This is a genomic window from Microbispora sp. H10949, assembly GCF_014161435.1.
Taxonomy (GTDB): Bacteria; Actinomycetota; Actinomycetes; order Streptosporangiales; family Streptosporangiaceae; genus Microbispora; species Microbispora triticiradicis.
This window is the reverse complement of the sequence record NZ_JABBWZ010000010.1, coordinates 44290-58562: the sequence shown is the minus strand read 5'-3', so window position 1 is coordinate 58562 and position 14273 is coordinate 44290. Positions and strand designations below refer to the sequence as shown.

The 14273-nt window shown below is 71.7% G+C and carries 13 protein-coding genes; all 13 read right to left on the bottom strand.

Annotated elements, in window-relative coordinates; translation table 11 throughout:
• Positions 1–9: 9 nt before the first annotated feature.
• Entirely contained in the window at positions 10–252 is a 243-nt protein-coding gene (locus HHX40_RS25415) for a hypothetical protein (RefSeq protein WP_182882787.1), read from the bottom strand.
• A 505-nt stretch (positions 253–757) separates the two neighbouring features.
• A complete protein-coding gene (locus HHX40_RS25410) occupies positions 758–1996 on the bottom strand; it encodes a hypothetical protein (protein WP_182882624.1) in 1239 nt (412 codons plus the stop codon).
• A gap of 41 nt (positions 1997–2037) precedes the next feature.
• Entirely contained in the window at positions 2038–2607 is a 570-nt protein-coding gene (locus tag HHX40_RS25405; RefSeq protein WP_182882623.1) for an RNA polymerase sigma factor, read from the bottom strand.
• 188 nt (positions 2608–2795) lie between these two features.
• Positions 2796–3626, bottom strand: a complete 831-nt coding sequence (locus tag HHX40_RS25400) for a hypothetical protein (RefSeq protein ID WP_182882622.1) — start codon at positions 3624–3626, stop codon at positions 2796–2798.
• Entirely contained in the window at positions 3623–4720 is a 1098-nt protein-coding gene (locus HHX40_RS25395) for a 2OG-Fe(II) oxygenase (protein WP_182882621.1), read from the bottom strand. Before HHX40_RS25395 ends, HHX40_RS25400 begins: the two co-directional genes overlap by 4 nt.
• Entirely contained in the window at positions 4717–5877 is a 1161-nt protein-coding gene (locus HHX40_RS25390; RefSeq protein ID WP_182882620.1) for a radical SAM protein, read from the bottom strand. Before HHX40_RS25390 ends, HHX40_RS25395 begins: the two co-directional genes overlap by 4 nt.
• Positions 5878–5882: 5 nt before the next feature.
• Positions 5883–6179, bottom strand: a complete 297-nt coding sequence (locus tag HHX40_RS25385) for a hypothetical protein (protein WP_182882619.1) — start codon at positions 6177–6179, stop codon at positions 5883–5885.
• Positions 6180–6326: 147 nt separating this feature from the next.
• Positions 6327–6764 carry an aspartate 1-decarboxylase gene (panD, locus tag HHX40_RS25380; protein WP_182882618.1) on the bottom strand — a complete coding sequence of 146 codons (438 nt, stop codon included), beginning with the start codon at positions 6762–6764 and terminating at the stop codon, positions 6327–6329.
• A 74-nt stretch (positions 6765–6838) separates the two neighbouring features.
• The gene (locus HHX40_RS25375; RefSeq protein WP_182882617.1) at positions 6839–7438 is read right to left on the bottom strand and encodes a sarcosine oxidase subunit gamma; all 600 of its coding nucleotides are present in this window, start codon (positions 7436–7438) and stop codon (positions 6839–6841) included.
• Positions 7439–7454: 16 nt separating this feature from the next.
• Complete coding sequence (locus HHX40_RS25370; protein WP_220499583.1) at positions 7455–10292, bottom strand: 2Fe-2S iron-sulfur cluster-binding protein; 2838 nt, start codon at positions 10290–10292, stop codon at positions 7455–7457.
• Entirely contained in the window at positions 10289–10567 is a 279-nt protein-coding gene (locus tag HHX40_RS36020) for a sarcosine oxidase subunit delta (RefSeq protein WP_220499582.1), read from the bottom strand. Before HHX40_RS36020 ends, HHX40_RS25370 begins: the two co-directional genes overlap by 4 nt.
• A gap of 14 nt (positions 10568–10581) precedes the next feature.
• Complete coding sequence (locus HHX40_RS25365; protein WP_111699831.1) at positions 10582–11808, bottom strand: sarcosine oxidase subunit beta family protein; 1227 nt, start codon at positions 11806–11808, stop codon at positions 10582–10584.
• Complete coding sequence (locus HHX40_RS25360; RefSeq protein WP_182882616.1) at positions 11805–14273, bottom strand: GcvT family protein; 2469 nt, start codon at positions 14271–14273, stop codon at positions 11805–11807. The genes HHX40_RS25365 and HHX40_RS25360 overlap by 4 nt, the downstream gene beginning before the upstream one ends.

Here is a 14273-nt window from a genome sequence, read left to right as displayed (position 1 = left end):
CGGTGCGCCCTACATCCGTGCGCGCGGCATCAGTGCGCGCGGCATCAGTGCGCGCGGCATCAGCGCGCGCGGCATCAGTGCGCGCGGCATCGGCGTGCGGGGCATCAGCACCGGCATCAGAGCGCGCGGCATCGGCACCGGCAGGGGCGCCGCTGTCGGCATCTCCTGCGTGAGGGGCAGCGGCGGCGGAACCGACTCCAGGGCCGGGGATGTCGGCATGGTGGTCAGGAGCGCAATCAGAGGCAGTGCCATTCACCGTTTCGTCAGCGCTGGAGTCGTCAGTGCTGGAGTCGTCAACGGCAGCGGTACCGGCATGAGTCGTAAATGCTCGAATGAAGGGAAAAGTCGCCGGGGTGCGGAATCGGCTCGCATGCTCTGGCGCATCGGGATCGACGATCGGCACGTATTCACGGGCAAGTGCGCCCTCGGACGACCAAAGGGGCGAGCCGGCGATGAGCTGATCCCACCAGTCGCCATCGCCCATATCGTCCAAACAAGGGAGATGCTCAGGGCCAAAGCCGAACAGATCCATCGCACCTCCCCCCTTAGATTCGAATACCTGTATTAATTCTTCCACACCAACCCGACGCAGGCACGCCCGCGCAAGCCATTTGTTGGAGTTACAGGTGCGCTCTCTTTGTGGGGCGATAACCGATATTTCCCTCGTGCGCATCGCGACGTGAGAGACGGAAACGGCCGGGGCGTGCGACCCATTCGATCAGAACGGATCTGGCCCCGGCCGCCCTTAAGGTGCCGTTCAGGGACGTTCGCGGAGATCGTCCACCCAGCCGGCCTCCTCCAGGCTGACCCGGAGGTTCGGCGCGGATTCGCCGTCACCGACCACCTCGTACTGCAGGAGCCTGGCCGAGTCGGGATCGATGATGATCCGGTACTCGATCGATCCGCCGTCGTCGCCGGGGCCCTTCGCCGCCAGGGCCGCCCCTGTACGCCCCAGCGCGTCGGCGCGATCGCCGAGGGCGGTCAGCCCTCGCTCACCGGCCAGCACCCGGAACAGCGCCGCGCGGGTGCCCGGCGTGATCGGGGCGTTCAGCAGGTCGACGGCCGTCTGCCACAGGTAGACGGAGAAGTCCTCCTCGTTCGCGCCGCCGCCGGGGCGTGCCCGGTACAGCTCGTGCAGCCGCCGCTCCAGCACCTTCTCGTCCGTCGGCAGCCGGTCGACGTTGCGGATGGTGATGCCGGGGTTGTCGATCGAGAGGACCCGGTCGAGCCGGTCCTCGTAACTCCTCTCGCCGCCCTTGACGAGCCGGGGCGCACCTGACGCGCGCCACTTCCGCTCGTCCTCGGGCGACCCGAACGTCAGCCTGCCGTCCGACCTGCTGACGTTGCGGTTGGCGTCCCCCTTCCGGCGGGCCCGCCAGGTCTCGTCCGTGCTCGCGGAGAAGACGACGTAAGGCAGCGGCGCGGGGTTCTTCTTGAGCTCGGTCACCTTGTCCTCGAACCACCGGTCGGCGGCCTGCCGGGAGCCCGACGCCGCCCTCTTGTCCCGCTCGGCGACGAGGACCTTCAGTCTCGTGGCGTACGCGTCGTCGTCGACGACGTGGCGGCTGAAGGTGCGGTCGCGTGTGTACCAGTAGTGCCCGGTGCCGGCCTCGACTCTGGACGCGCTCTCGGCGGCGGCCAGCAGCACGGTACGCGCGTCAAGGACCTCGGTGGTGGGGGCGCCGGTGGTGGGGGCGTCCGTGCCGGGTGCGGCGGCGACGTGTGAGTTCCCTCCGGGCTGCCCCACGGCGCCGGTGACGGCCGGGTCCGAATCGGGGGTCACCCCGGGCACGACGATCACGGCGGCGGCCAGCCCCGCCGCCAGCACACCCCCCAGGAACCACGGGCGGCGTCCGAGCGAAGGGACGCGCCGCGGCGGCGCGGCCGGGGTCCGGAAGGCCCGGGCGAGATCGTCCGTACGGCGGCGGCGATGGGCCACCTCGGTCAGCTCGTCCAGCCGCTCGGGCTTGAGCTGGGCGAACATGCGCTCGGTCATGTGCTCCTCCTGGGGAGTGTTACAAGATTGCCCGGTGTCCATCACGCCTCCTCCGCGAACCGCTGTCCGTGTTCGACCGCTCGCGGGCGCCCGGCACTCCCGGCCTGACCGCCGGCCGGTTCGGCGCGCAGCGCCCGGCTCAACCGTTTGCGGGCACGGTGCAACCGCACGTTGTAGGTGCGGGTGGAGCAGCCCATCACGGTGGCGGCCTGCTCGGGCGGCAGGCCGTGCCAGCTCGTCAGCGCCATCGCCTCCACGTCCTGCTCCGGCAGGGTCGCGAGCGCGGCCAGCGCGGTCGTCCGGTCCACGACGTGGTCGGCCACGTCCCAGGCCACGGCGTCGCGTTCGGTGCTCAGCGCGGCGATGCGGTCGACCAGCGCCTGCCGCCGGCCGCGTGAGTCACGCTGCTTGGCCAGCAGGTTGCGGGCCACGCCCAGCAACCACGGCAGCACGGGCTCGGGCAGCTCGCCCAGGCGCCGCCAGGCGACCAGGAACGTCTCGCTGCACACGTCCTCGGCGACGCCGTGCTCGGCCCGCAGCAACGCGTAGCCCAGCACGGCCCGGTAGTGCCGGTCGTAGAGGGCGGTGAATCGTTCTTCGGGATCGTCCACACCCAGTAGTCCCTCCGGAGACCCCAGGATTACCGATGAGCCGGAAAACCGAATCCCGAGGGGCGCTCGGCAGCGTGAGACGCCCGGCACGCCGACACCCCGCCGGGGCCGTGCTCTCGCCCGGCGGGGAACCGATGGAGGAGGTGGCGGTTCACCCGGCTTGAGGCGGGCCGACGCAGGTCACCGCGTCATGGCTGCGCGAACGGCAGGCGCAGAGCCGGCCACTGCCGGCCGAGCAGGTCCTGCAGCCCGGTCAGCGCCGGTCGCCACAGCGCCGCCGGGAAGAAGCCCGGGGAAAGGGCGACGGTCACCAGAGCCGGCCGTACGGGAAAGGCGGCGCGGATGTGGTCCGCCATGTGGGCGAGCCGTGTCCGGAGCTCGGCCTCCCCGATCAGCGGCTCCGGGTTGCGGTCGTCCAGGGCGTTGCAGAGGCAGTCGAGGTCGATGTCGAGCCAGGCGGGCTCGGTGACGGTCCGGGTGGGCGGGGTGCGCAGCGACGGGCGCTGCACCTGCCAGACGGTGTGGATGATCCCGGCGTCGGCGAACGGCCTGATGAAGCTGCCGATGCCGAACCGACCTGCGATCACCCACGCGGCGACGGCGGCGGGGTCGCCCAAGGGCGGCAACCGCCCGGGCGGGGGCGGCGCGAAGTCGTCGTGCGCGTCCATGTGCACGAGATGAGCCGGCCTGGGATCGTGGCGCGCCGCCCGGGCGAAGGCCACGGCCGCCCAGGAGTGGCTCGCGGCGACCATGCACGCGGGCCGGTCCGGTGCGGGCGGGCGCCAGGCGCTGACGAGCGGCAGCCGCCTCACCGGACAGCCCAGAAGCTCCCGGCTCACCGCGGAGAGATCCGGGTCTCGGGCGGCGCCGGGCGGGAGCGCCGGCAGCAGATGCGCGGTGGCTCTGCTGTCCCAGGCACTCTCCAGGAGGGGCACCCGGTCTTCGTGGACGGTCGCCAGCGCACGCACCGCGGCGTCGGCCGGAGTGCTGCCCAGGACGTCGATCAGGGCTCTTCTCATGGCCGTCCCGACCTGCGAGCGGCGATCGCCTGATCGAGAGCGGCCATGCCCTCCGGAGGGAGCAGGTGGGCGACGGGTTCGAAGCGCGCCCGCTCCCAGTGCAGGCCGTCCTCGTCGATCGGCACTCTGGGAAGCTGCTCGACGGTGTCGGCCAGGTCGATGAGCAGGAGAGCGCGCCGTTCGTCCTCGGTCGCGGGCACCACGCCGCCATCGCGGTGGTCGTTCAGGTCCGCGCCGAGCGCGGCGTGTGGCAGCGACGCGCGTGCGCAGACGGAGAACAGCCAGACGAGCCGCTCGGCCTCGGCCCCGACCTCGGCGCATACCCGCTCGCGATCGGGCGGGTCGCCGTGCGCGCCCGTCGAGAAGTACTCCGTCCCGTAGACGCTGTGCAGGTGACCGGCGACGCAGACGGGTTCCGGCGCCCCCCACCGCCGCAGCAGGTCGTGGACGCCTTTCAGGTGCTGTGCCAGGGTGCCCCCGGAGTGCGCGATCCGGTCGGCGCCCGCGTGCAGGCGGTCCCGGTGGCGCTGCCAGAAGGAGAAGACGACCGAGTGGCGGACGCCCGCGCGTACCGGTGTGACCGCGTGGAAGGAGTCGTCGGAGGCGGCGAAGACGAGCCCGGTGTTGGGCAGCGGGCGCAGCACCCGGTCGACCGCCTCGATGCTCGGCTCGCTGAAGAGCACCAGATGGCCACCGTGGTCGTCCCGATATCCGGTGCCGAGGTGGACCACCAGGCGGTGGGTCTCGTCGTCGGCGTCGGGCGCGTCGTTGTGGAGCCCGATGCCCTGGCCCGGTATGAGCCGGTGGGCGACGACCTGCACACGCTCGGCCAGTTCCACCATCAGCAGGTCGGCCGCCCACGTGCGCAGCCGGTCGATCAGTTCCGGGCCGAGCAGGCCGCCCATGGGAGCATGCCGCAGCAGGTCGCATTCGTACTGCTCGAAGAACCGGCCGCGATGCAGATTCCACCCCTCGATGCCGGACAGTTCTTCGGTGAGGGCCCCCGCGAGATCGTCGGCGAAGACCTGGGAGACGGTGGCGTGGAGGAAGGGGTCGGTCCGCACCTCGGTGCCGGCCAGCAGCAGCCCGGTCATCTGATCACCTCCAGCAACGGCACCCGGCTGTGGTCCTCGAACTCCAACTGGAGGTCGGGGCCGACGCGGCTCCAGATATGGCCGAGGATCACCTTGTAGTCCTCGCAGTAGACGCTGGGGTTGTCGTACCGCCGCTCGGGCGACCAGCGCGAGGCGACGTGACCGCCTCCGCAGGCGTAGCGGTAGACGCACCGCCGACACACGTCGGCCAGGTTGGTCGAGGCGTGGCGGATCTCCTGCCAGGTGGGGTCCTCGTTGATGGCGACCAGCGGGTCGTCGATCACGTTCAGCGTGCTCCTGGTGATCGCCTGGCGCGAGGTGCGCAGCACGTCCAGGGCCTCCAGGCTGCCGTCGGTCAACATCGTCATCGTCGTGATCTGGCCGTACCCGATGGACTCGGACCTGCTGGGCATTCCGAGCAGGCCCTTGACCAGGCTGGACAGGAAGCGCACGGTGACCCCACGGTCGGCGTACTCGTCGTACCAGACGTCGAACAGGCCGCAGTAGAACGGCGCGATCGAGGCGGGGGTGTCCTCATGGGTGGCGTCGGGGACCAGGATGTCCACGTCGGCCTTGAGGTCGTCGAGGAAGTACCGCAGGACGGCCACCGGGTCGGCGGCCGGATCGCAGACCGCCAGGGCGCCTGGAGAGACGCCATGCCGGCGCATCACCTCGAAGGCGCGCAGCACCGCCTTGTGCGTGCCGAACCCGCGGAAGTCCCTGCGCCTCAGGTCGTGCACCTGTGGCGGGCCGTCGATGCTGATCGTGACGTGGATCTCGTTGGCGCACAGGATCCGCGCCCATTCGTCGTCGAGCAGCAGGCCGTTGGTGGTCATGCTGAGCTTGAGCTTGGTTCCCGTGTCGTATTCCAATTCCCGCAACGCCTCGAACAACGCCCGGGAACGCCGCTTTCCGAGGAGCAGCGGCTCACCTCCGTGAAAAAGGATCGAGAAACGCCGGAGATCGTGCTCGGCGATGTGCTCGGCCAGCCGGCGCAGTAACGCCCGCTCCGCTTCCTCGGTGAGGAGCGGCGGTCGTTCGTACACCGACGAGTCGCGGAACCAGTAGCAGTAATCGCAATTGATGTTGCACCGGCTGGCCAGCTTGAGCAGCAAGTAATCCGGGATGATCCGGCCGTCGGCCGTCTCCGCAGGCATCGCGCTCAGGGTTGCACGGGCGGCAGGACGATTTCCTCGCCGGGCAGCGAGGTGGGGATGTCGCGGTTGTAGTAGCGGTCGTAGCCGGGGGACGTGCGGTCGAACCCGCGGGTGAACTCCGCCGTCAGCCCACCGCCCTCGCGGCCGATGTCCCGCAGAATGGTGTCGATCGCCGTACGCGTGGAGTGGATGGAGATTTCCATCCCGAACCGCTCCTGCAGCTCCCGGAGATTGTCCATGGAAAGAGTGCGGAGCTCCTCACCGGAGAGTTCGATGCTGACTTTGTCGTCTTCCCCAGCCATGCCGTGCCCTCTCTTCCGCCGATTCTTATTTCATCAGAACCGACGGCCGCACACATGTCAAGGCGGAATTCGCCGCGATATTCAGATCTTTCCCGGTCACGGTGTCGATACAATGACCATTTGTCTATTCTGCCGCCCATATGGCTTTTATTCTTCCGGAATGCCGATCGCCTGCCTCACCCGGTCGCCGGGGATCAGGCCTATGCCGTCGGGCACGGCGGCGGGGTCGGAGCCCACGTGGACCGGCTTGTTGTCCCGGTCGACGAAGACGACGCGCGGCCTGAGCGCCTTGACCTCCTCCTCGGCGACCAGCGCATACGCAATGATGATCACGAGGTCGCCGACCGAGATGAGCCGGGCGGCGGCGCCGTTGATGCCGATCGTCCCGGAGCCCGCCGGGCCCTCGATGACGTACGTCGACAGGCGGTTGCCGTTGTCGATGTCGACGATGTCGACCTTCTCGCCCTCGACGAGGTTCGCCTCGGCCATGAGGTCGGCGCTGATCGTCACCGAGCCGACGTAGTGCAGATCGGCCTGCGTGACGGTGGCGCGGTGGATCTTCGACTTCATCAGCGTGCGGAACATGGTCTCCCACCGGGGTTCGAAAGCGGCCTCCTCACGAGCGCCCTCGATGGTACGTCACGTCGCGAAGCCGCCTTTCATCCCCTGTACTCGGCGGCCGCGTACTCGACGGACGCGTCGAGCAGCCACTCCGCCGCGTACGCCGCGAAGGAGGAGCGGACGAGCACGTGAAAGCCGTCCTCCACGGCGACCAGGACGACCCCGGTCCTGGCCAGCGGGGTCTGCGCGCACCGGCCGGGGCCGAACACCCGGGGGTGCAGGTCGAGCGCGCAGCCGTGCGCCAGCACGTCCCGCGCCCGCTCCCCGGCGACCACCAGGGTCGTGCGCTGCGCCGACACGTCCACGACCGAGACGTGCTCGCCGGCCGCCGCGTCCCGGATCCGCTCGGTCAGTTCCCGCGCGGCGCCGTCGGGGCCGACGACCAGCCACTCGTCCGGCCCGAGCCACAGCACGCTCAGGCCGCCACCCTCCGTCACCGTGCCGGGCTCCACCGGCAGCGGCACTCCTAGAGCCGCCCCGATCCGTTCCGCCGCCGGGCTCCCGGGGTCGGCCCGCACGTTCAGGTGCGTGAGGAAGGGGATCTCCGCCAGGCGGATCGCGCCGCCCGCGCTCGCCGCCGCGAACCTGGCGGCGTACGCCGCCGCCGGGCTCCTGCGCCCGATCGCGGATTCAGCCACAGACCCAGCCACAGACTCAGCCGTCACGGCGGGCTCCTTCCGGGTCGTACAGGACGTGGGAGGTCACGGTCACGGGCACCAGGTCGTCCCCGACCGGCGCGTACAACCGCTCGCCGACGCGCCCGCGCCCGCCGCTGACCAGCGCGAGCGCGAACGTCCGGCCGAGCGCGGCGCTGCGGTAGCTGGAGGTGACGAAGCCGAGCGCCCGCACCGGCGGCGCGGGCAGAGCCGGGGACGACACGAGGTGCGCGCCCTCGGGCAGCAGCACGCCGGGGTCCTCCGGCAGCAGGCCCACCAGGTGCCTGCGGTCGGGCCGGGACGTGTCCGCCCGCGCGTACGACCGCCTGCCGACGAAGTCGGCCTTCTTCTTCGAGACGATCCACTCCATGCCGAGGTCCTGCGGGGTGACCGTGCCGTCGGTGTCCTGGCCGACGATGGGGTATCCCTTCTCCGCCCGCAGCACGTGCATGGTCTCGGTGCCGTACGGCGTGACCTCGCCGGACGCCATGACCGCCTCCCACAGGGCGAGCCCGTACCAGGACGAGACGTTGATCTCGTAGGCCAGTTCGCCGGAAAAGCTGATCTGGCAGACCCGCGCCTCGATCCCGGCGACCTCGGCGTCCCGCCAGGTCATGAAGGGGAAGTCGGCGTTGCCGACGGCGAGGCCGGGGGCGAGGGCCGCGAGCACCTCGCGGGAGCGCGGCCCGGCGAGCGCGACCGTCGCCCACTGCTCGGTGACCGAGGTGCAGCGGACCCGCAGGTCCGGCCACTCGGTCTGCAGCCACTCCTCCATCCAGTCGAGCACCGCCGCCGCGTTGCCGGTGGTCGTGGTGACGAGGTAGTGGTCGTCCGCCAGGCGGATGGCGGTGCCGTCGTCGAAGACCATGCCGTCGGGGCGGCACATGACGCCATAGCGGATGGAGCCGACCTTGAGGGTGCTCATCATGTTCGTGTAGAGCCGGTCCAGGAACACCCCCGCGTCGGGGCCGACCACGTCGATCTTGCCGAGTGTGGAGGCGTCCATCGCGCCCACGCCCTCCCGTACGGCGGCGCACTCGCGCAGCACCGCGGCGCCCATGTCCTCACCGGGCCGGGGGTAGTACCAGGGCCGCTTCCACTGCCCGACGTTCTCGAACAGCGCGCCGCGCGCCACGTGCCACTCGTGCACGGCGGTGACGCGCACCGGGTCGTGCAGGGGCCCTCGGTCGCGGCCCGCCAGCGCGGCGAACGAGACCGGCGTGTACGGCGCGCGGAACGTCGTGGTCCCGAGCCCGGCGACGTCGACGCCGAGGGCGTGCGCCACGACGCCGCTGGTCAGCAGGCCGGAGGTCTTGCCCTGGTCGTGGGCCGTGCCCGCGGTTGTGTAGCGCTTGACGTGCTCGACCGAGGTGAGGCCCGCTCCGGTCGCGCGCAGCACCTCCGCCACCGTCACGTCACGCTGCAGGTCCACGAAGTGGGTGCCGTAGTCGCCCGACTCCACCAGCCACAGATGCTCGGCGGGCGCGGCGGCGGGCTCCTCCTCCACCACCGGCACAGCAACCCCAGGCGCACCGAACCCGAGGGCGGCCAGCGCGCGGCGGCCCGCCTCGGCGCCGTCCGCCAGGCAGTCGCGCAGCGTCGTCACGCCGGCGGCGAACCCGGCGGCCTCGGCCGCCTGACGGGTCTCGCCGGGGACGAACGCGCCCAGCCCCTCGTCGTACCGCAGGGTGCCCCCGGCCTGGCTGAACAGGTGCGCCACCGGCGTCCAGCCGCCGGACACGAGCAGCAGGTCGGCGGCGACCTCCCTGGTCCCGTGGCCGGAGCGGGGGGCGATCTCGGCCCCGGTGACCTCGCCCTCGCCCTGCGCCGCCGTCACCACGTGCCCGGTGAGGACCTCGATGCCGCGTTCCGCGCACCGGTCCGCCCACACCCGGTCCGCCCCCATACCGCCCGGTTCCCGCCGTACGTCGGCCACGGCGGCGATCTCGATCCCGGCGTCGGCGAGGTCGAGCGCCGCCGCGTAGGCCGTGTCGTTGGTGGTGAACACGACCGCCCGGCGGCCGGGCAGCACGCCGTACTGGTTGACGTAGGTGCGGGCGGCGCCGGCCAGCATGACGCCGGGCAGGTCGTTCCCGGCGAAGGCGACGAACCGCTCGTGCCCGCCGGTGGCCAGCACCACACGCTTCGCGCGGATCCGCCAGACGCGTTCGCGCGCCATGCCGGGCGGGGCCGCCGCGCCGAGGTGGTTGGTCCGCCGCTCGAGCGCGACGACGTAGTTGTCGTCGTAGTGGCCGATGACGGTGGTGCGGCGCAGCACGCGCGTCTCCGGCAGGGCGGCCAGCGCGGCGATCTCGGCGGACGCCCACGCACGGCCCGGCCGGCCGTCCACCGTCTCGGTCGTGCCGAGCAGGCTGCCGCCCGGCTCGGGCCGCTCGTCGGCGAGAATGACCCGCGCACCGGCCCGCGCGGCCACACTCGCGGCGGCGATGCCGGCCGGTCCCGCGCCCACCACGAGCACGTCGCAGTGCGCGTGGACGGCGTCGTACCGCGCCGGGTCGGGCCGGTCGGCCAGCCTTCCCCGCCCCGGGAGCCCGGTGGCGACCAGGCCGTCGTACAACTCGACGGTCGTGGCCGTGAGCATCGGCTCGGGGAACGGCTCCTCGATCTGGACGACCGCGTTGGGCTCCTCGCAGCCCGCGGCGTAGACGCCGCGCGGGCGGCCGAGCCTGACGCTGCTCGCGACCGTGCGCACGCCGTTGGCCAGCAGCGCCGAAGCCAGCGTGTCGCCCGCCAGGCCTTCGAGGTCGCGGCCGTCGAACCGGAAGCGCAGGACCCGCCCGGTCACACCCTCGCGGCGGTACGGCCGGCCGCTCATGTGATCACCGGCCGCGGCTCGCCGGCCCGGTAGACGGCGTGGATCTCGTTGGTGGCGGTGTCCCGTACGGCGTTGAACCAGCGGCGGCACCCGGCCGCGTGGCTCCACCGCTCCGCGAACAGGCCCTTGGGATTGTCACGGAAGAACAGGTAGCGGGCCCACTCCTCGTCGGAGAGGACGGCCGGGTCCTCCGGATGGGCGACGTGCGCCTGCCCTCCGTAGTGGAACTCGGCCTCGTCCCGCGGCCCGCACCACGGGCAGGCGATCAGCAGCATCAGCACTCCGAAAGTCAGTGGGCGACGGCGGCGGCGCCGTGCTCGTCGACGAGCCTGCCGGTGGTGAACCGGTCGAGCGAGAAGGGGGCGTTGAGCGGGTGCGGCTCGCCGGTCGCCACGGTGTGCGCGTAGCACCAGCCGACACCAGGCGTGGCCTTGAACCCGCCGGTGCCCCATCCGCAGTTCACGTAGAGGTCCTCGACCGGGGTGAGCCCGACGACGGGTGAGGCGTCGGGGGTGACGTCCACGACGCCGCCCCAGGTGCGCAGCACGTGCGCGCGGGCGAAGACCGGGAACAGCTCCAGCGCGGCCGCCATCTGCCGCTCGATGATGTGGAACGCCCCGCGCTGCCGGTAGGAGTTGGCCGTGTCGATTCCGGCGCCCATGACCAGTTCGCCCTTGTGCGCCTGGCTGACGTACACGTGGACGGCGTTCGACATGACCACGGTGGGGTGCACCGGTTCGAGCAGTTCCGACACCAGCGCCTGCAACGGGTGGCTCTGCAGCGGCAGCGGCACGCCCGCGAACCCGGCGACCACCGAGGAGTGTCCGGCGGCGGCCAGCGCGACCTTCTTCGCGGCGATCGGGCCGCGGGTGGTCCGCACCCCGGTCACCCGGCCGTCGCGCACGTCGAGGCCGGTCACCTCGCAGTGCTCGATCAGGTCGACCCCGAGGTCCGCCGCCGCCCTGGCGAAGCCCCAGGCGACGTAGTCGTGCTTGGCGATCCCGGCCCTCGGCTGGAAGGTGGCGCCGAGCACCGGGTAGCGCACGTCCGGAGAGATCTCGACGATCGGGCAGACCTCCTTGACCTGCTCCGGCGTCAGCCACTCGGCGTCGACGCCGTTGAGCCGGTTGGCGTTGACCCGGCGCACGCTCTCGCGGACGTCCTGAAGACTGTGCGCGAGGTTGAGCACGCCGCGCTGGCTGAACAGCAGCGGATAGCCGAGGTCCTCCTCCAGGCCCTCCCACAGCTTCAGCGCGTGCTCGTAGATGCCCGCGCTCTCGTCCCACAGGTAGTTCGACCGGATGATGGTGGTGTTGCGGGCCATGTTGCCGCCCGCGAGCCAGCCGCGCTCCAGCACCGCGACGTCGGTGATCCCGTGGTTCTTGGCGAGGTAGTACGCCGTGGCGAGCCCGTGGCCGCCGCCGCCGACGATCACCACGTCGTACGACCGCTTGGGCTCGGCGGAGCGCCACAGCCGGTCGGGGTGGTCAGGCAGGGAATCGGGCAGGGGGTTCATCGGGCCTCCCCGGTCCCGCGCAGTCGTTCCATCGCGGGGTCGAACAGGGGCTCCTCGGCGACCACGGCGGTCACCCGGCGGTCGAAGTAGCCGATCTCCAGCGTCCGGCCGGGCGTGGCCAGCGCGGCGGGCAGCCAGGCGTAGGCGATGCCCTTGCCGATCGTGTAACCGAAGGCCGCGCTGGTGACGTAGCCGACGCCCGTGTCGCCGTCGTACACCGGCTCTCTGCCCATGACCACCTGGGCGGGGTCGTCGATGGTCAGGCAGGTGAGGCGGCGGCGCACGTTCTCCCTGCGCCGCTCCAGCGCCGCGCGGCCGACGAAGTCGCCCTTGTCCATCCTGACGGCGAACCCGAGCCCGGCCTCGTACGGGTCGTGCTCGAAGGTCATGTCGGTGCCGAAGGACCGGTAGCCCTTCTCCAGCCGGAGGCTGGCGAACGCGCCGCGCCCGCCGGCGATGATCCCGTGCTCCTGCCCGACCTCCCACAGCGTGTCCCACAGCTTCGCGCCGAGGTCGGCGGTGGTGTAGAGCTCCCAGCCCAGCTCGCCGATGTACGACAGCCGCAGCGCGGTGACCGGCACGGCGCCGACGTACGCCTTCTTGGCCCTGAAGTAGCGGAAGCCCTGGTTGGAGAAGTCGGCGCCGGTCAGCGGCTGTACGAGGTCGCGGGCGCGCGGCCCCCAGACGCCGAGGCAGCAGGTGCCGGCGGTGATGTCGCGGACCACGACGGACCCGTCCTCCGGCAGGTGGCGGTGGAGCCAGTCCAGGTCGAGGTTGCCGTTCGCGCCGACCTGGAACGTGTCGCGGCCCAGCCGGGCGACGGTGACGTCGCTGCGGATGCCGCCGTCCACGTCGAGCAGCAGGCAGTAGGTCACCGAGCCGACCGACTTGTCCATCTGGCCGGTCGTCAGCCGCTGGAGGAAGGCGAGGGCGCCGGGGCCGGCGACCTCCAGGCGTTTCAGCGCGGTCATGTCGTACAACGCGACGGTCTCTCGGGACGCCCGGGCCTCCGCGCCGACGATCGGCGACCAGTAGCGGGCGGCCCAGTCGCCGGGCGCCGGGATGTCCCCGCCCTCCAGCAGGCGGGCGTTGGCGCCGTACCACTGCGGCCGTTCCCAGCCGGACGCCTCGAGGAAGTACGCGTCCAGCTCGCGCTGCCGGGCGTGGAAGGGGCTGAGGCGCAGCGGCCGCGGCTCCTCCATCGGCTGGAGCGGGTGGATGATGTCGTAGACCTCGACGAAGTTCCGACAGCCGCGGGCCAGCACGTAGTCGGGCGCGAGCTGGTGCGGCTCGAACCGGTTGACGTCGCACTCGTGCAGGTCGAAGGACGAGCAGTGGCCGTCGACCAGCCACTCGGCCATCGCCCTGGCGACCCCGGCGGAGTGGGTCACCCAGACCGCCTCGGCGACCCAGAAGCCCTTCACGTCGGGCGACTCGCCCATAAGGGGAAGGTGATCTTGAGTGAAAGAGAAGATCCCGTTGATGCCCTCGTCGATCTCCGCCGCGCGGGTGCCGGGCAGCAGCCGCCGGGTCTCGGTCCAGGCGTCCTCGAAGTCCTCGGGAGTGAAGGCGAGCACCGACGGCATCACCTCGGCCTCGTCCACCGGCAGCAGGTCCTCGGGCCGGACCGGCATCGGCCGGTGGCCGTAGTAGCCGACGCCGACGCCGCCGGAGCGCTGTCGGTAGTAGAGGTCGGCGTCCTGGTGCCGCAGGATCGGCAGCGTCGCCTCCTCGGTGTGTCCTTCCAGGCCGGGCACCGGCCCGGTCCAGGCGAGCTGGTGGGCGAGGGGAGTGAGCGGCAGCTGCATGCCCGCCATCGCGGCGACCTTCGGCCCCCAGATGCCGGCGCAGCACACCACGACGTCCGCCGCGATCTCGCCCTGGCCGGTCACGACCGCGGCCACCCGGCCGTCCTCGATGCGGATGTCCAGCACCTCGCGCCGCTCCAGCACCCGTACGCCGCGCGACCTGGCCCGGCGCAGCTGCGCCTCGACCGCGCGTACGGCCTTGGCGATCCCGTCGGTGGGGATGTGGAGACCGCCGAGCACGACGCCGGGGTCGAGCAGGGGAAAGAGCTCCGCGCATTCGGCGGAGGTGAGCAGGCGCGATTCGACACCCCAGGAGGTGGCCCAGCCGTGCCGCCGGTGCAGCTCGGCGAGCCGCTCGGGGGTGGTGGCCACCTCCAGGCCGCCGACCTGGAGGAAGCAGGGCTCGCCGTCGAGGTCGAGCGAGCTGAGCTTCTCGACGGTGTAGCGCGCCATCCGGGTCATGGTCTTCGACCCGTTGATCTGGAAGACCAGGCCGGGCGCGTGCGAGGAGGAGCCGCCGGTCGCGGGCACCGGGCCCTGGTCGACCACCGTGACGTCCGTCCAGCCGCGGGCCGACAGTTCGTCGGCGAGCGCCGCGCCGACGACGCCGGCCCCGATGACGACGACGCGCGGGCCCGTCGTGGTCACGTGTTCCAT